The organism is Segatella copri (assembly GCF_019249795.2).
In the GTDB taxonomy this organism is placed as follows: domain Bacteria; phylum Bacteroidota; class Bacteroidia; order Bacteroidales; family Bacteroidaceae; genus Prevotella; species Prevotella copri_B.
Genome location: NZ_CP156891.1, coordinates 2,608,650 through 2,626,365, shown reverse-complemented (window position 1 = coordinate 2,626,365; position 17,716 = coordinate 2,608,650). Strand labels below are relative to the sequence as shown.

At 42.3% G+C, this 17,716-nt stretch carries 9 protein-coding genes and 1 pseudogene; 2 read left to right on the top strand and 8 right to left on the bottom strand.

Going from position 1 to position 17,716, the window contains the following annotated elements; all coding sequences use genetic code 11:
• The first annotated feature begins 319 nt into the window (after positions 1-319).
• Entirely contained in the window at positions 320-2,194 is a 1,875-nt protein-coding gene (locus tag KUA48_RS11050; protein ID WP_371833708.1) for a sialate O-acetylesterase, read from the top strand.
• Positions 2,195-2,542: 348 nt separating this feature from the next.
• On the opposite strand, the gene KUA48_RS11045 is transcribed toward KUA48_RS11050, so the two are convergent.
• Positions 2,543-4,078 (bottom strand): ISL3 family transposase, encoded by a 1,536-nt coding sequence (locus tag KUA48_RS11045; protein WP_369503332.1) that lies wholly within the window; start codon positions 4,076-4,078, stop codon positions 2,543-2,545.
• Between the two features lie 885 nt (positions 4,079-4,963).
• Here KUA48_RS11045 and KUA48_RS11040 point away from each other — a divergent pair.
• Positions 4,964-5,920, top strand: coding sequence for an Rpn family recombination-promoting nuclease/putative transposase (locus KUA48_RS11040; protein ID WP_153095006.1), 957 nt, complete (start codon positions 4,964-4,966; stop codon positions 5,918-5,920).
• A 180-nt stretch (positions 5,921-6,100) separates the two neighbouring features.
• Here the strand turns inward: KUA48_RS11040 and KUA48_RS11035 are convergent, their stop codons facing one another.
• From KUA48_RS11035 to KUA48_RS11005, 7 genes and pseudogenes are all read right to left on the bottom strand, one after another.
• On the bottom strand, positions 6,101-6,892 hold the full coding sequence (locus KUA48_RS11035) for a hypothetical protein (RefSeq protein WP_153072886.1): 792 nt from the start codon (positions 6,890-6,892) through the stop codon (positions 6,101-6,103).
• A 203-nt stretch (positions 6,893-7,095) separates the two neighbouring features.
• A pseudogene (locus KUA48_RS11030) lies at positions 7,096-7,305 on the bottom strand (ATPase); the annotation flags it as partial.
• Between the two features lie 335 nt (positions 7,306-7,640).
• Entirely contained in the window at positions 7,641-9,878 is a 2,238-nt protein-coding gene (locus tag KUA48_RS11025) for an endo-1,4-beta-xylanase (RefSeq protein ID WP_218432812.1), read from the bottom strand.
• A gap of 41 nt (positions 9,879-9,919) precedes the next feature.
• Positions 9,920-10,969, bottom strand: coding sequence for a DUF5627 domain-containing protein (locus tag KUA48_RS11020; protein WP_218432814.1), 1,050 nt, complete (start codon positions 10,967-10,969; stop codon positions 9,920-9,922).
• Between the two features lie 20 nt (positions 10,970-10,989).
• Positions 10,990-12,807: a RagB/SusD family nutrient uptake outer membrane protein gene (locus KUA48_RS11015; protein ID WP_218432815.1), complete on the bottom strand. Its 1,818-nt coding sequence runs from the start codon at positions 12,805-12,807 to the stop codon at positions 10,990-10,992.
• Between the two features lie 22 nt (positions 12,808-12,829).
• Positions 12,830-15,697: a SusC/RagA family TonB-linked outer membrane protein gene (locus tag KUA48_RS11010; RefSeq protein ID WP_218432817.1), complete on the bottom strand. Its 2,868-nt coding sequence runs from the start codon at positions 15,695-15,697 to the stop codon at positions 12,830-12,832.
• A 44-nt stretch (positions 15,698-15,741) separates the two neighbouring features.
• Positions 15,742-17,706: a RagB/SusD family nutrient uptake outer membrane protein gene (locus tag KUA48_RS11005; RefSeq protein WP_218432819.1), complete on the bottom strand. Its 1,965-nt coding sequence runs from the start codon at positions 17,704-17,706 to the stop codon at positions 15,742-15,744.
• Positions 17,707-17,716: the final 10 nt, after the last annotated feature.

Below are 17,716 nucleotides of genomic sequence, written 5' to 3'. Positions count from 1 at the left end.
CTCAAAAAAATCATTAAGGATGCTGAAACACGTCGCAAAAATAGATAAAAACATTAAAACGCATTTTATCTCAAGTAACAAATACTTTATCAAACATAACATCTACCCAAAAAGAGACAAAATGAAACATATTCTGAGACCTGAGAAAAAAGAATCACCTTATTATATAACAAAGGGAAAAGTTATTGATATATGAGACAAAGCACGTATGGAAATCTTTTCATAACTTTGCAAACAGAACAGAAAATGAAAATCAATCTAATAATTTAATTAAATATAAACTATGAAGAGATTATCAATCTTAGCATCGATGCTCGCGATGGCGTGCCTACCTATGATGGCACAGAAAACGGGCAGTAAGGTTCAGGAAAAGCCTGATCCAAATTTTCAGATTTATCTCTGCTTCGGACAGTCGAACATGGAAGGAAATGCGGCTATCGAAGACATCGACCGAACGGGCGTGAACCCGAGATTCCAGGCTATGTATGCCGTGGATGATGAAAAGGCAGGATGGAAGAAGGGACAATGGCACACCGCTGTGCCGCCACAGGCAAGACCCTCTACAGGACTGACTCCTGTTGACTATTTCGGAAGAAAGATGGTGGATAACCTGCCAGACAGCATCAAGGTGGGAACCATCACCGTGGCCGTGGGCGGAGCCAGCATCGACCTCTTCGATAAGCGTACCTATAAGGCTTATCTCAAGAAACAACCCGACTGGATGAAGAACTTTGCATCCCAATATAACGGAAATCCATACGCCCGACTGATAGAACTGGCAAAAATAGCCAAGAAGCAGGGTGTTATCAAGGGCATCCTCCTGCATCAGGGCGAAACCAACAACGGCGATGCCAACTGGCCTAACCGAGTAAAGACAGTTTATAACGACATCTTGAAGGATTTGAATCTGAAGGCAGAAGACGTACCTCTGCTCGTAGGCGAAACCGTACAGAAGGATATGGGCGGAAAATGCTGGGCACATATCGCCATCGTTGATGATATTGCCAAGACCATTCCTACAGCCCACGTCATTTCTTCAAAGGGCTGTCCACAACGTGGCGATGGTCTACACTTCATCGCAGAAAGCTACCGCACCATGGGCAAGCGCTATGCAAACATGATGCTCGCCCTGCAGGGAATCATTCCAGACAGCAACTATCCGCGTGTAGATAAGGACCGCAGAGCTTATGTAAAGCTCCATGCTCCTGAGGCAAAGAAAGTAATCTTCGACATCTGCGGCAAGCAATATGAGATGAAAAAGGATTTGGATGGCGACTGGTACGGCGTGAGCGATCCGCTGGTAGTAGGATTCCACTACTATTTTCTGAATGTAGATGGCGTGCAGGTAGTTGACCCTGCCAGCGAAACCTACTTCGGCTGCTGCCGTGAAGCAGGCGGTCTGGAAGTTCCAGAAGGAGCAGAAGGCAACTACTACCGTCCTCAGCAGGGCGTAGCCCACGGTCAGGTTCGCTCAGTATCTTACTATGCAGCCTCTCAGAAACAGTTCCGCCGCGCCATGGTTTACACCCCTGCCGAATATGAAACCAACACCACCAAGCGCTATCCTGTGCTCTATCTGCAGCATGGCATGGGCGAAGACGAAACGGGCTGGAGCAAGCAGGGAATGATGCAGCACATCATGGACAACCTGATAGCAGAAGGCAAGGCTGAGCCTATGATTGTTGTCATGGAGAGTGGCGATGTAAAGAAGCCTTTCGTTGCCCGTCCAGGCAAGAATGTAGATGAAGAGCGCAGCCACTATGGAGCTTCTTTCTATGATGTGATTATCAAGGATCTGATTCCGATGGTTGACAAGACATTCCGCACTTATACCGACCGCGAGCATCGTGCGATGGCAGGATTGTCATGGGGCGGATACCAGACATTCAACACCGTATTGCCTCACATGGACAAGTTTTCTGCCCTTGGAACCTTTAGCGGTGCACTCTTTGGCGTGGATGTAAAGACCTGTTTCAATGGAGTTTTTGCCGATGCAGAGAAATACAACAAGAACATTCATTATATGTTTATGGGCTGCGGTTCGGAAGAGAACTTCGGTACCGAGAAGATGGCACAGCAGTTGAAGGAACTGGGCATCAAGCTCGATGTTTATGTATCACCAGGCACTCATCATGAGTGGCTCACCTGGCGCCGTTGCTTCAAGGAATTTGTTCCTCACCTCTTTAAATGGTAAACAAACTATCAGACACAATAAATCCCAGAACTGCTTGGAAGAGCGATTCTGGGATTTATTTATATACTTCTTACCATTGAATTCCCGCACAGAAATTACGTCACGACGTATCTTTTACTACGTCCGGACGTAACTTTTGCTGCATCGGGACGTAGCAAATCCCTCAAAAACACCGTTATTTTGCAGATTTTATGCCAAAAGTGGTAATAGGTGGCAATAAGGTGACAATAAAAACACCCCTTATTGCCACACGTTATCCTCTAATAATCAAAGAGTTAAGTATAAGTGTGGCAAATGTGGCATTAAATTAGAAAAAAATACACAGGTTCTTCTCAAATTTTGGTACATTTATGTATCTAAGTTTGAGGAGACCTTTATCTGTAAAAGAGAAATCGATGCTCTTCCACCCATAATTCGCTTTGCGGTCTTTATCTTGTTGACCGAACCTTCAAGGATTCCATTGTTCAATTTGCTAGCAATAGAATTATTGATGGCGGAATAGTCCTTAATCAGTCCTTTGGCAAACTTTTCCATTTTCTCATTACCACATCCTATGACCATGTTAATCCATTTGTACAAGTTCATTTTGACCTCTCCGCTCAAAATGCCTTGAAATGTTGTTATATAATAGGCTAAATCGGTAACATGCAAGTCCTGCAGAAACAATCTGACAGTCTCCGTCTTGGTTTTCCAGTTGAAGTGAACTATTGAATTCCAAAGGTCATACTCTTCGTTCCTGATAGTTACCTTTGCAAGAAATGCCTTGTAGGCATCATCGTATGCCTTCCAGTCTTCCTTCCATTTTTCTCTCAGTAGAAAAAGAAGTCTTTTCAGTATTTCTTTCTTCTCTGTAGAATGTAACCCCTTGGTAACCACAGAGTAATCCAATGACTTTTTACAGAGAATCCTGTTTGTAATAGATTCTATGGCTTTGTAAGCCCTTAGTTGCGTTGGGTTGAGCAAGTCCTCATATTTGGTGTTCCTTAGCTTTCCCATCTTAAATCCATCAAACCCTGTTTTGTCATGGATTTCACTCAAAGTCAGTCCTTGCCTTGCATAAAGATCCATGAAAGTGTTCCATTCAGTCATTTTCTTGATTCTTCTTGCATCCTTGCACATCGATTCCAAGACTGCATATATGCTGTTATAAAGCCAACCTCTACTTATTTGTGGCTTAATGGGACCAACTAGACCTTGAGTCAGCAACTCCATTCTCTTATGCAAAAACTCCTGCAGAATCTTTGGAAAGACTGCGCTCGTCAAGTCTTCAATGACATGGAATTTGTCTGTGATAGCATGTGCTGATGGGGCTCCTTGCTTGATAGCCTTAATGAAGCATCGTCCCCTATCACGAGTGATAGTATTGACTTTCTTGTATTGTTTCAAGACATTTGCCACAATCGAAGAATCTCTAGAGTCTATCAGTTCCAAAATCTCGCCTGTGTCATGGTCTACGATAACACTGCCATAGGTATGTCTCTTTCTCTTGGCAAAGTCATCTATGCCTATATTCCTGGCAGTCCTGTCTGGAAGTCTTTGGATCTTTTTCAAATGATTTATGCAAGTATTTGGACAGCAAGTGATTCCCATCTTTCTCATGACCTTGGAGGTCGACACAGATGACATATGTATATGAAGCAGGTTCATCAACTCTATGCATCTTACACTGAATCTTGCATATTTGTTTAGCCACTTCGTCTGTTGCTCTACAAATATATGTTTATCAGACTGGCAGTAAAAACGGCGCATGTAAAGGGTGAGAACAAACCGTTTACACCCTAAAGGACACATCGTGACCGTTCTCTTTTGCCAGCCACGGGTATGAGTGGTTTTCTTGCCACAACGGTCGCAGAAGGCATGGGTAGCCGTACTCACGAGAACCATTTTGAGTTCCGTGGAAGAGAAGTCACAACTTGCGATAAAAAAGCCATCTATGGCAGGAAAAATGTCCATAAGAAGTTTTTCTCCGACCGTAGAAGCATTTATATCGGATTTTATTTGGTTGTTTCTTATCTTTTTTATAATTTTGCATCTGTTAGCGATTGTATCCATTGTAAGTCATATTTTATGATCACTTTAAACTTACATATTTTTGGAGACAATCGCTAATTTTTTATATTAAACTTTCTCAAAAATATTGCTCCTTCATATAAAATATGGGGCTTTGTACTAAAATTTGAGAAGAACCAATACACATGTAATACTACAGGATACTGATATAGCTCAGTCAGCTAACTCAAGTAGTTCAATCAGCTAACCCAAGTAGTTCAGTAAGCTAACTCAAGTGACTCAATCAGCTGACGCAGATATCTCGACAAGCCGAAGGATACGTCTCCGTTAGCCTACGGAGTCGTATCCGTAACCCAACGGAGTCATATTCTTAACCCAATGCAGTCATATTCTTAACCCCACGCAGCCATATCTGTAGGCAAACGGAAGCACATCATGGCAAACTATCAGACATAATAAATCCCAGAACTGCTTGGAAGAGCGATTCTGGGATTTATTATACCATTTGTTTAATATTTATATTATATAGATTAATTCGTTACTGAAGTTTCGCATGTAAGCCCCACACGCCCTAAAAGGGCGTGTGGGTAATTTCAACCGTACAGGTCGAAAAGTTTTAGAAAAAGTTATCAGATAGTATTGGGGATAGCAAAATCTTTACCTTTTTACCTTTTTACTTTTTTACCTTTAAAAATCCCAGAAATCTCTTGCAGATATGAAAATAAAACCGTAACTTTGCGGCATGGATTTTTAATACAGATGATTATGAAGCAGGTAGAAGAAAGATACATCAGCTTGCTGACCGACTTCGGTTTCAAGCGAATTTTTGGAACAGCAATGAACAAGGATTTGCTCATTTGCTTCCTCAACAGCTTGTTTAATGGCAGACAGGTTGTAAAGGACGTATCGTATCTGAACCCGGAGCATGTGGGAGATGTATATACCGACCGCAGAGCCATCTTTGATGTATATTGTGAGGGCGAAAACGGCGAGAAGTTCATCGTAGAAATGCAGAATGCGTACCAGACGTATTTCAAGGATCGCGCCCTCTTCTACTCCACCTTCCCTATCCGAGAACAGGCACCCAAGGGGAATGAGTGGGATTTCAAGCTCAATCATATCTATACCGTTGCCCTGCTCAACTTCAGCATGAACGAGGATGCATTCGACAAGGAGAAAATCCGCCATCATGTGCAGTTGTGCGACACTGCTACCCACAAAGTATTTTACGACAAGCTCGAATATATCTATGTAGAGATTTCCAAGTTCAACAAATCCCTGGAACAACTGGATACGCTCTACGAGAAGTGGCTCTATGCACTGAAGAACCTCTATAAACTTACCCAGCGCCCTAAAGAGCTGTGCGACAAGGTCTTCGACCGCCTCTTCGAGGAAGCCGAAATAGCCAAGTTTACTCCGCAGGAAATGAGGGAGTATGAGACCAGCAAGATGGCATATCGCGACATCAAGAATTCCGTAGACACTGCTAAGCGTGAAGGCAAACAAGAAGGTCTTGCGGAGGGTATAGAAATAGGCAGGGAAAAGGGCATGAAGGAAGGTATGGAAAAAGGTATGGAGAAAGGTAGAGCAGAAGGCAAGCATGAGGCCAACACAGAAACAGCACAACGATTGCTGGCAATGGGACTTTCTGCCGAACAGGTTTCCAAAGCTACCCAGCTACCTTTGGAAATCATTAAGAATCTGAGCAATACATAAAAAATATAATAGCGGAGATATTGATGCCAAATATCACCATAATAAATCCCAGAACTGCTTGGAAGAGCGATTCTGGGATTTTTTATACCATTTGTTTAATATTTATATTATATAGATTCTACATCATCGTACACATTATTATATATAGTACGATGCGAGCATTGTAAAACGTCTCATCTATTACTTGATAACCATCTTTTTACCATTCTTGATGACAACGCCCTTATAGTTCTTACCTACCTGCTGACCAGCGAGGTTGAAGCACTTGCCATCCTTAGCTACATTTGCACTCTCAATATTAGAAATGCCTGTAGTAGGCTCTTCTACAATTTCAAATGTAGCAGCATTCTGCCAAGCTGGATAGTGAATAGTCTTAGTAGCATCATACTCACCAACTGTTGCATTATCAAAATCCTCTGTTGAAAGGAGGTTGCCATCTGCATCATACACCTTAATGCTACCAATATAGATGACTGCATCCTTAGGCATCTTTCCTACATTCAGCAAGAGTGCAGTAGCTGCATACTCATAATCCTTCAAAATTTCCGGATTACAATTTTTGGTATTACCATTTGTATGATCTATCTCCATTCCTGGCTTTGCAGTACAGTGGGAGTGACAAGTAACCGTGGTCTTACCAGGGAAGTTTATTACTGCCTCTGACTTTTGATTAGTCAAGGTAAGTTCCTCAGTATAATTGAACACTGCAGAAGCATTCCACTCCGTCATATGCTCTGTCTGAGTCTCGTCAATAGCCTCTGTTCCGATTTTGAATTCGGTACCAGCTGTAGTGTACACATCAAACTTCACGACATAAGCCTTGCCCTTCTCTAGATTCTTAAGGTTGATATAACACTGGCTGTCCCAAGGATTAACCTTGTCAGCGGTGCCAGTAATCTTCAGCACCTTGTTAGCTGCACTCACGTTAACTGCCATCAAGGCAGCAGCAATCAAAGTAAAAATTTTTTTCATAAGCTTTTAATTTTAAGTTTATTGATAATAATTGTTCATTCGTGGAACGAGAAATGTTTCTCATTTCCGCTTGCAAAAGTAACAGAAAAGGCTGAAAAAGACTTTGCGTGGTATAACAAATACTTTGTGAGAAGTACCAAATAGGTTTGATAGCCAACATTATAACGAAAATGATACACCATCAAACCTATTTGAAGAGGAAATCACAACAAAGGAGTCATATAAATCGGTAAGAGGAGCGTTTGTCCATCTTTCTTCAAATCCTTTGTATACAAGAGATATCTCTTATCTATTCGATCAGAATATTTAGCACAAAACTCGTCTAGTGACTTATGAGTATTATATCCTGAGGATTTCACCTCTATCGGATAAATTTTCTTTCCTCTTGAAAGAAGGAAATCCACTTCATAACTTTTATGGCTAGTAGCATGAATACATCACGTCCTTCTCTAGGAAGCCAAATTAAAGATTTTGGCACGAAAACGCAAGGCATTGAATATTGGTGGCGTGGCTAGCGAGGCTTACATTTGGTGTTGCCAATGGCATCCATTCAAGTATAGTAAACAGCGAAGTCACACTAGACAATCTCTTTCAAGAATGACACATAGGAGAAAGAGAATATTTTCATCATTAAAAAAATGCAAAAAGGTTGACCGTGTCATCACAACACAGCCAACCTTAACGACTAACATCTTTTTTCGGTTAATCTTTGTATGATAAAACCTAAAACTAATGTCTTTTAGAGTAATTACTTGGCTTCCTTCCAATATTCTGGAGCACCAAGACCTACAGCGAAACCTGCATAGGTATGCTTGCGATAATAATCCAAATCCCAGAGGCCTACTGGCAAACCAGGACGCCAACCACTATTGGCAGGACTGTCAGTAGCACACCACTGGCAGATACCCCACTGCTGCTCCTTAGGAACAATCTCAAGATATTTCTTGACGATAAACTCGTAGTAAGCACGCATTGCCTTGTGCTGTTCCTCGGTCATATCAGTAGTCTTTACTTGGATATATGGGTCTTTGCTGTTCTTATCCACGTTCGGAACCTCCAAGCCCATATCCAACTCAGAAATACGAACCAACCTACCTGTACTAACCATCAGGTTGAGCATGTTCACGTAAGCATCCTCTCTTTTTTTCTGCTCAACAGGATCCATGCAGCATGAAACGTGCATCTGACTGCCGATACCATCAATCTTGGTAACGCCGTCCTTCTCCCACTCCTCAATCCAATGAATCAGACTCTTGAGCTTCTTGTTATCGTCGTAAGCAGTTTCGAGGTTATAATCATTGATGAAGAGCTTCAACTCCTCAGGTTTTCCACCAGCATCAGCAAAGCCCTTGCGAGCTGCAGCTACAGCAGTGCGAACATAATCAAGGTCACCCAGGTAATCCTGCCAGTAGAATTTGTTCTTGGCATCATCTGGAGAAACTGTACCACGTGTGGCAGACTGGAGATCGTAGTAACCATCGCCATCAATATCTTTACCAGAGATAGACTCGTTTACAACATCCCAAGCCTTCACCTTACCCTCGGTAGCTGCCATCATGCCGTAAATCCAATTCTGCAAAACAGGAGTAAGTGCTTTCTTCTTTTCCTCATCTGTAAGAGGAATAGTATTTGAAGGCTTCGTGTAGTAAACTTCAAAATCATCAATATGGAGGGTACCCGCATATTTGCCGATATTCAGCAGCAGGCGCAAGGCATTGTCACCATTACATGTGGTAGCTACATCAACTTCCTTCCAATCAGTTGTAACCTTGATGGTAGGGAAGTCACCACAGCCTATGTATCCTTCAGGATTCTGGAATCCAGCACCAAATTCGCCAGCTACAGAACCCTTGATTTTCATCTTCAAGTGATAGGTTTTACCATTCTCGAAAGCGAAACCTGGTTCATAGTTAACCTGTGCATTCCAAGGGTTTTCCTTGGCTGCGTTGTTACCAACCTCACAAACACCATTTACAATCTTTGGCGCATTATCCATACCCCATCCACCAAGGTTCTGACCATCATCAAAGGTAAGATGCCCAACACTTACAGGGATTTCAACAGAAGGAGCCTCGAAATGAGAGATTTTAATAGACTTCCAATAAATCTTACCTGCAAAATCTCCGTGCTGGAAGAAGAGACCATTACTATCCATGACAGGAGTTACATCGAACGAAACTTCTTTATAATCACCACCTACAGGAATCTTGAAGGTATTCTTGGCGCCAGCTCCCCAGTTACCCAACTTAAAGCGGATATTAGCAGGCGATTCACCTTCTGCCTTGCAAAGGAAGGTAATCTTATATTTAGTGCCTGTTTTAAGAGGAATGCCATTTACCAGCCAGTACTGAAGCTCATAAAATGGGTCTATCGGCTCTGGATTGGTTATGACCACAGCACCACCTTTATTCCACTCTGTTTTTACAGAAGCAGGCGAACCCGTCCAATCGTAAGATGAAAGAGTAGAACAGTCAAGTTCATAATCAGTCTTCTCAACTTTCTGACTAGGGTCTACTTCTATTACCTTATCAGCAATCAGCCCATTCAGATACTTGTTAGGCTGCTGTTCATGCCAAGCCAAGGTATGACCATAAACCGAAAGACCTGCATCTGTGGCATTCTTAACATATTCACTTACATTATCAAAATTCATGCGACCATCATCAGCAACACAAGAAGCCATCTTCATGGCGTTGCCGGCTACAGTCTCATTGAAATTGCTACCAGCAAGACAATATACAAGTCCCTGCTTGTTGAATTCGGCTGCTTCAAGCGCAATGCCCAACTTAAAGTTGGGATTGCACTTGCCGGCAGCTTTCATATCTTCCACGTATTTCTTCAAAGGCTCGTAGTTATTCAGATACTGATATTCCTTCAAACTCTTGGTCATATCAGTTCTGTACTCCGAGAACTTGTCATCAGCACAAGAAGACAAAGCCAAGAGAGCCATCAAGCCTAAACCTAAATTAATATTTTTCAATTTCATAATAATCAAATTATTAGAATGACACTTATCTATCAAGAATATTACTTCCTGATATACTGAGGACTGAATTGAACAATACCATTGGTGTTACCACGAGTCTGGGCAACAAACTGATCGGATGTTTCCAAAACAATGCCTGAACCGAAATCAACCTTGTAATTGAGAGTCAGGATGTCACGATCCTTGTTACCCCAAGCCAACTTTGCTCCCTTTTCTACAAACTTACCTGTACCAGAAGCAGTCATGCCCTCTGTATCAGAAGAAACGGTACAATTACCATTATCATCGAACGTAAGTTTCAAGTTGCAAGTGACCTTTGAGCCGTCAGCTTTATTTACAGAGGCTACGAAATTACATTCCTTCAAACTCTTGGTTGTAATTCGACTCACTTCATCCTTTTCAATAGTTGCACCTTCACGCTTTACCTCATGAGTTTGTCCATTCTCTGTAATCTTGTCAGTTCCTCTACGGAAATAAAAGCCATCCCATGGATTCATAAACTTAACGCAATAAAGGATATAATCCTTAGGAGCAATTAACCAAGCTGAAGCATCAGTACGAACAGGAGTTGTACCTGCAACGGCAGGAGAACCCGAAAGAATAGAATCGGCTCCCACCATTTCCTTGATGCGAACTGGGATTACATATGTATTCTTTGCACAATCAGGGTCAGCAAAAAAAGCATCCTCCAACTTAACCTGAAGACGTCCCTGCATTTTCCCATTATACGCAACCGTCTTGGTAGGAATTGTATAATAATTGCTAGGCATTGGCTTTACAGGAGTGACCCCATCCTCAAAATACAGATTGTCACACAATGAATTATCAACATCTACATTCAATGTGATGTTTTTTCCATTATATGCTCCACCCATTGTAGATACAATATACAATACATGATTATTATCATCCGTATTATCGCGATTCTCATCATTGCCTAAAACTACAGAACGTTCGATATACTGATAAGGATAATATACAGTAGTACCGCCCTCATAATCAGGAAATTCTTGGTTGCCATTCTCACAAGAGTTAAAGCCAAAAGCCAAGATTCCCAATGCAGCCATGGACAAATATTTGCTTATCTTCATTGTTTTCATCATTTTAAATATTAGTCGTTATTTTTTACTTCCCAGCCCTTATTCTGCTGCAAGTTGCTCCACTTCAACATTTCGCTCTGTGGTATAGGACCGTAATACATGTAATCTTTATAGTTGCGATCCTCAACCTTCATGACTTTGTATAATGGGGCACCAGCCTCTAAAGTGATTTCTATACCACGCACAGCCTCATTTAGAGGAGCTTTCCAACGGCGAAGGTCACTAAAGCGCTTATTTTCAAAACAAAGTTCCAAACGACGCTCGTTTCGAATCAACTCACGCATTTTCTCTTTGCTACCAGCGCACTCATCCAAGTATGGATCCTCGCCAAACTCGCCAATTCCGGCACGCTCACGGATTGCCTTGATTACATCGTAAGCTGAGTAGTTGTGAGTTCCCTTACCCTTTGGTCCCCAAGCCTCGTTGGCAGCCTCAGCGTAATCGAGGAATATCTCAGTATAGCGAATATACACAGGATAATGATACTGAGGATTCTTTGAATTAGGGTCAGGATTACAATCCTCACGCAACAGCTTTTTCATGTAATAGCCTGTACGAGTAGAATTGGAAATCTTATTCAAACCATCATTGTTATTAGCCGTCGTAATGTCTGTATGAATGGTCTTTCCCTTATAAGTACTACCATCATGAATGATATAAAGGTCAAGACGAGGATCTCGATTGCTGTAAGGATTCAACTTATCATACTCAGAACGATCATCGGTGATAGGATAACCATTTACAGCAGGGAATGCATCGACCAGATTCTGAGTTGGGTTGATTCTACCCTTACCATAAAGAGACGGAGGGAAATTATCAGACTCTTGGTTCAGACCAAGATCCCAGTCATCAGCACCATTGGTACGACTGCCACGCCAAAGAATTTCAGCAGGACAAGCACCTGAGCCAAGCGCATCGATTTCCCTGGTTTGCATAAACCAATTATTACCTGTAGCAGACAATCCATTCACACCATTGATACGGTCAAGAACGGTAGCTGCATCGTCAGCAGCCTTAGCATAATCCACGTTTGTACCTTCAGAGAAAGCAGGACTAGCTGCAAGCAAAGATACCTGTGAGCGAATAGCCTCAGCGATACGACCGCTGATACGACCACGCATAATGGAACCAAACACACGGTTGTAGTCTCCTGCGGTCTTTACTCCGATTTCCTTATACTTGGCAGGAACATCGTTATCATCAGTCAAATCATTGTAATCAAGAGGGAGAAGCTTGGCAGCCTCGTCCAAATCGCTATAGATTTGATCCAAGCACTCTTGGAATGTATTACGTGGCTTGTTGAAATCATCAGTAGAAGTCTCTGGTTCTGTCAAATTAGGAACGCCAAGCAATTTGCCATCGGCTGTCCATCCACCATGATTCATCAAAAGATAATACAAGTTGAGAGCTCTCAAAGCATAAGCTTCACCTTTACGGCTATCACAATACATCCTACGGGCATTTTCGTCCTTTGCCCAGTTTACCTTATCTACCTCCTGAAGGAAGATATTGAGATATTGGATACAAGCACGACCATTTGCCCATCTAGACATAGGATCGCTATTAGCAGTCCAAGAACCTGTAGCCATCTTGAGAAAGCTATTTGTCAAGTCATTGCTTACAGCGTCATCTGTAGCAATATCAGTAACACTCTTGGTATTGTAAGGAAGCATCGCATAACCATATCCCAATAGTCCCTGAGCGTATGTTGGCTCATTGTAAATCTCATCCAAGCCACGGTTGTTTTCCTCTGCAGGCTCGAAGAGATCTGAGCAAGAAACCAAGGTAAGCGACATTGCTGCTAATATAAATATATTTTTTACTTTCATTTCTTTCTACATTTTAAAATGATTAGAATGTTGCCTTTACACCTATATTATAATAGCGTGTCTGAGGCGCAGACCCAACGTTCATCTCTAAGACTTCGCGCTCTCCTGAAATGGTAAGCAAGTTAGCTCCGCTTACGTATGCCGACAACCCCTTAAGCCATGTCTTTTGGAACAAAGTACTAGGCAAGTCGTAAGTTATCTGGACCTTAGCCAAGCTGAAAGCATCCGTCTTGTACATCCAGAAGTCTGATGTCTGGAAGTTGTTGTTACCATCAAGAGATGTCAAACGAGGATAGGTTGCAGTCTCTTTGGTTTCCTCTGTCCATCGGTTACGAACTACAGCAGAATATTTGCTATCGCCCTTTACCCACCAATAAGAATTATTCTTGACTCCCCAAGCACCGAAGTTACCGGTACCAAGAGCGAAGAAGGTAAAGTTCTTCCACTTAGCTGTAAGATTGACACCAAGCGTGAATGGTGCTCCATACCAACCACCCTTACCCAAGAAGACTTGGTCGTATTGGTCAATTTTATTATCACCATTTACATCCACATACTTGATGTCACCAGGTTTAACTGTTCCACCAAAATAGCTTTGGTCTGGAGAAGTTTTGATTTCCTCCTCGCTTTGGAAGAGACCTGCGCTCTTGTAACCCCAAATGCCATCAACTGCCTTTCCTTGTCTGTTCTGATACTGCTCTACGTTGTTCTCATCTCGTTTGGTAGCCTTGGTTGTATAGTAAGTACCTGTCACACCAAGTGAGAGATCCACATCACCTACCTTCTTATTGAAGTTGGCTGCGAAATCAAATCCTACTCTACGATTATTGTTGTAATTCAGTACAGGCATAAACGAAGCCGCTGGATAACCAGTATTCAAATGAGATGGATAGAATGTTGGCGAAGAGATGAGATAACCCTCCATCGAATTGATGAAGAAACTTGCATCCAATGTCACCAATTTCTGCCACAGGGATGTCTTGAAATTCAGAGACAACTCTTTGCGCTTGATAAAATCAAGGTCTTTGTTCTCACCTCTTTTTGAATAGGTGTATTTATCGCTAGATCCATCATACCATCCATAGCCGTAATCAGAAGTCCAAATACTCTGATAGAGATAGTAGCGATTGTCACCATTTGCTATATCAATATCCTCATTGATAATACTACCTGATACACTAATCATCATGTCATCTACCACCTTGGAATTCTTCAAGAAAGACTCATTCTTGAGTCTCCAACCCAAAGAAAGTGATGGTGAGAGAGCCTCACGATGACCTGGAGCCAACTGGGCAGAGTGAATGGCAGCTAATCCAAAATCTGCGTAATACTTCTGGGCATAATTGTAAGAAGCATCGAATGCAAGATTGGCACTAGAGTTCTTATGATACTGTCCAGACTTCGACTGCTGGAAGCCAGAAGCTATCAACATTGCCGACAGATTGTGAACCTTGTTGAAAGTATTGTTGTAGTTGAACTGACCAGAGAAAAACATGGTCTGGTTATCTGTACTTCCGCTGATGTTCTGGTTGCCAGACTTTTTATCCTCACCTTCCTTCTTCAATGCGACAATCATATCCTTGCCATCAATGTTAGCCCATGTTGGGATATAAACAGCATAGCTATTATCGAAAGAAGTATTATAAGAGGTGGCATAGTCAACTGCGAAATGAGTCTCGAAAGACAAGCCCTTCAACACCTTGTGCAAGTTGATATTGATACCCGTATCAAACTGGAATTGACGACTAGTAAATTTACTACTTCCTGCAGAATAGATATCAGCAAAAACATTGGAAGAGTTTGCCTGAGTACCAGCAAGGAAGTATTTGCCATCTACCAACTTCGCAACGCTCATCAAGTCCCAAGCAGCCTTAGCATTAGGGGCTATCATATCTGTGGAGATAAGAGGAGCTGCATTCTGTGGAAAATTAGGACGCCAAGTAGCAGCAGCTTCCCAGTAATTACCCTTTGCAGAATGAGAATCATAGAAGGTTGCACTGGAGTTGACCCAAGCCTTAATATCATCAGTAATGTCTATATCCACATTACCACGAACGCTGAAGCGCTGGGTATTATTATTCTTTGCCTCACCAAACTTGAAATAATCGCCCTGACGATAATAGTTGATATTGCTATAGAAATGAGCTCGCTTACCACCACCGCTGATTTCTGCAGTAGCCTCATAACGGCTGTTCATCTTTCTGAGATAATCAGAAGAATAGAAATCGAGATTAGGATAACGATAAGGGTTCAAACCTGCTCCATGATTATAGATGTCCTCAGCAGAATAAAGCTCAGACAGACCATCATTACGACGAGCCTCGTTATAGAGAGTCATATACTCTGCACTGCTAAGATACTCAGGATAAGACTTTGCTACATTCAAACCTGCATTAGCCTGCACCTCGACCTTCAAGCCGTCATTATGACCACGCTTGGTAGTTATGACTACAGCACCCTTGGCAGCCTTGCTACCATAGAGCACCACAGCCTGCGCACCCTTGAGGAAAGAAATCTGTGCAATCTCACTTGGTTGAACGTTGTTAGCTTCACGAGGCACACCATCTACCAAGACGAGATAACCAGCGTTGTCGGCATCCATACCCCAGAGAGAATTGCCATTCCAACCACCTACATAACCTTGCATATTGTCGAGGCTATAAGTATGGTAATTCTTCTTCATCAAGTTCTCTACATCGACTACAGACACACCGCCCAAGATGTCATCCTTGGCTACCTTTCGGTAAGCCACCTGAACCATCTCCTTGTCGGCACTGGCTGTATCGGATTCGCTTGTCTGTGCAGTCTTGGCATTGGCACCAAGAGGAGCCAAAGCCACGAGACTTGCTACAAAAAGCTTATAATTATATGATTTGAATCTTGAATTCATACTATCATTATTCATTTAGTATTACTAATTTATAATTTTAAACCTTACCAGCCTGGATTTTGTTTAAACTCTGAACTGATCTGAGTCTCCTTGATTGGCAATGGGAACCAATAGTGCTTGGTACCAAAATTACGAGTCAATATCAACTTTCTACGATAATTGGCAACCCGAGCGTCCTTAGGATCATTCTTCGTATAGAAGTCTGCACTTTCCACACGGTCAAACTCCTGTGAGAATTTTTGATTATATGGTGCCTCTGTCAGAAGCAACCAACGCTGCAAGTCACAAAAACGGAATCCTTCGAAAGAAAGTTCTACCTCACGCTCACGACGGACCTCATCCATGAACTTATGGTTGTCTGCAACAAATTCTGGAGCAACATGACCTGCACCACAACGGTCGCGAAGTGTATTAATTGCATCTTCTGCGGTCTTGCCAAAGTTTGAAGACTTGCCAGAAGCACCACCGAATGCAGCACAAGCCTCTGCATACATCAAGTATATGTCTGCAAGACGCATATATGGCAAATAGCAGTGTAAAGCTGAACCCCAATCGTAATCTTTATCCACTTCATTACAAGTATGAGGCACCAACTTCTGAATGAAATAACCCGTACGGCTTGCATTTGCTATTGGGCGCATATTACCACCCGTATATAATTGGCAATACTGTAAATCTGCATACTGACCAGGTGTTCCGTTCAAATACTTAAAACCATCGAAGACGATATCGTGGTAGAAACGGGGATCACGATTTTTGAAAGGATGCTCAGGGTCGAAACCAGACTTTGGATTGGGTACATACTGACCATTCTCAACCAAATAGATTGGTTCTCCGTTAGCCATTCCATAAGCCTCTACAAGGTTGGCCGTAGGTTGGTGAATGACATTATCATGAGCAACTACTTTCTGTACCTTAGGGCCAAAGACCTTAGAGGTATTCCAGTTAGAGCCATTAAAATCAGGAGATGGACCACGGAAGATAGCTTCAACCGTTCCAGGCATTTTCCAGTTCTGCTTCTTGGTATAGAATATATCAGAAAAACAGCTATTGGCATCAGCAGATTTCTCATGATTGTAGATGTCTGAGTACTTAAACTCTGCCAATGCATATTGTGTCTGACCAGCTTCCACAAGAGAGAGCAGTTCACCAAAAGCCTCAGCTGCCTTCTTAGCATATTCCTGATCATAATCATAAGTCTTGCCATTCTTGCTGGCACCAATCTGCGCACCATTCTTCATCAAAGGACTAGCAGCCCAAAGATAGGTTTTACCAAGATAACCAAGAGCCATGATCTTATTGATGCGAAGATCATTCTTACCTTGTGTGGCAGCACCTGCAGAAGTCTTATCCCAATTAATAGGCAACAAATCGGCAGCCTTGCGGAAATCAGCTGCCGCTCTATCAGCGCATTCCTGATAAGAAAGACGTGGCAATCTCTGCTCGGCATTGGCATCGAGATAAGTATCCACATAAGGCATACCACCAAAATACTCCATCATTTCCTCATGCCACCATGCACGGAAGAAATAGAGCTGACCCTCTATCAGTTTTTTCTCTTCAGCACTTCCAGTCACAAACTTGTCGATATTCTGTAAACCGAGATTACATTTTCTGATGCAATACCACGCATGGTTCCAAATACCGTGTGCGAACTTATCTGTGGAAGTAGAAGAACCATCACGCTTTAGCCAGTTACCAGTAGATTCCCATGCACGGAAGTTACCTAAATCAACCTGATGGGTCATTCTATTATCAGCCTCAGGATTGAAGATTTCATCATCACCCCAGTTCCATGAAGGACAATAGTTACATTTCTCTTTATCAGGGATACAGTTGTATATTTCCTCAACGAAACCTTGGAAATTACGGAAATTGGCAAAGGCATCGTCTGCAGAAACTGTTGAGTCTGGCTCCTTGTCCAAGTAGTCTTGACAAGAACTCAGCGAAGTACCGAGAGCCAGCGAGACGCATCCCGTCAACAATATTGTCTTTATCTTATTTTTCATCTGAATATTT

Coding starts and splice junctions, on each gene's coding strand:
- KUA48_RS11010 (WP_218432817.1), bottom strand. CDS start 15,697: ATGAATTCAAGATTCAAATCATATAATTATAAGCTTTTTGTAGCAAGT.
- KUA48_RS11020 (WP_218432814.1), bottom strand. CDS start 10,969: ATGAAGATAAGCAAATATTTGTCCATGGCTGCATTGGGAATCTTGGCT.
- KUA48_RS11040 (WP_153095006.1), top strand. CDS start 4,964: ATGATTATGAAGCAGGTAGAAGAAAGATACATCAGCTTGCTGACCGAC.
- KUA48_RS11035 (WP_153072886.1), bottom strand. CDS start 6,892: ATGAAAAAAATTTTTACTTTGATTGCTGCTGCCTTGATGGCAGTTAAC.
- KUA48_RS11005 (WP_218432819.1), bottom strand. CDS start 17,706: ATGAAAAATAAGATAAAGACAATATTGTTGACGGGATGCGTCTCGCTG.
- KUA48_RS11025 (WP_218432812.1), bottom strand. CDS start 9,878: ATGAAATTGAAAAATATTAATTTAGGTTTAGGCTTGATGGCTCTCTTG.
- KUA48_RS11015 (WP_218432815.1), bottom strand. CDS start 12,807: ATGAAAGTAAAAAATATATTTATATTAGCAGCAATGTCGCTTACCTTG.
- KUA48_RS11045 (WP_369503332.1), bottom strand. CDS start 4,078: ATGGTTCTCGTGAGTACGGCTACCCATGCCTTCTGCGACCGTTGTGGC.
- KUA48_RS11050 (WP_371833708.1), top strand. CDS start 320: ATGGCGTGCCTACCTATGATGGCACAGAAAACGGGCAGTAAGGTTCAG.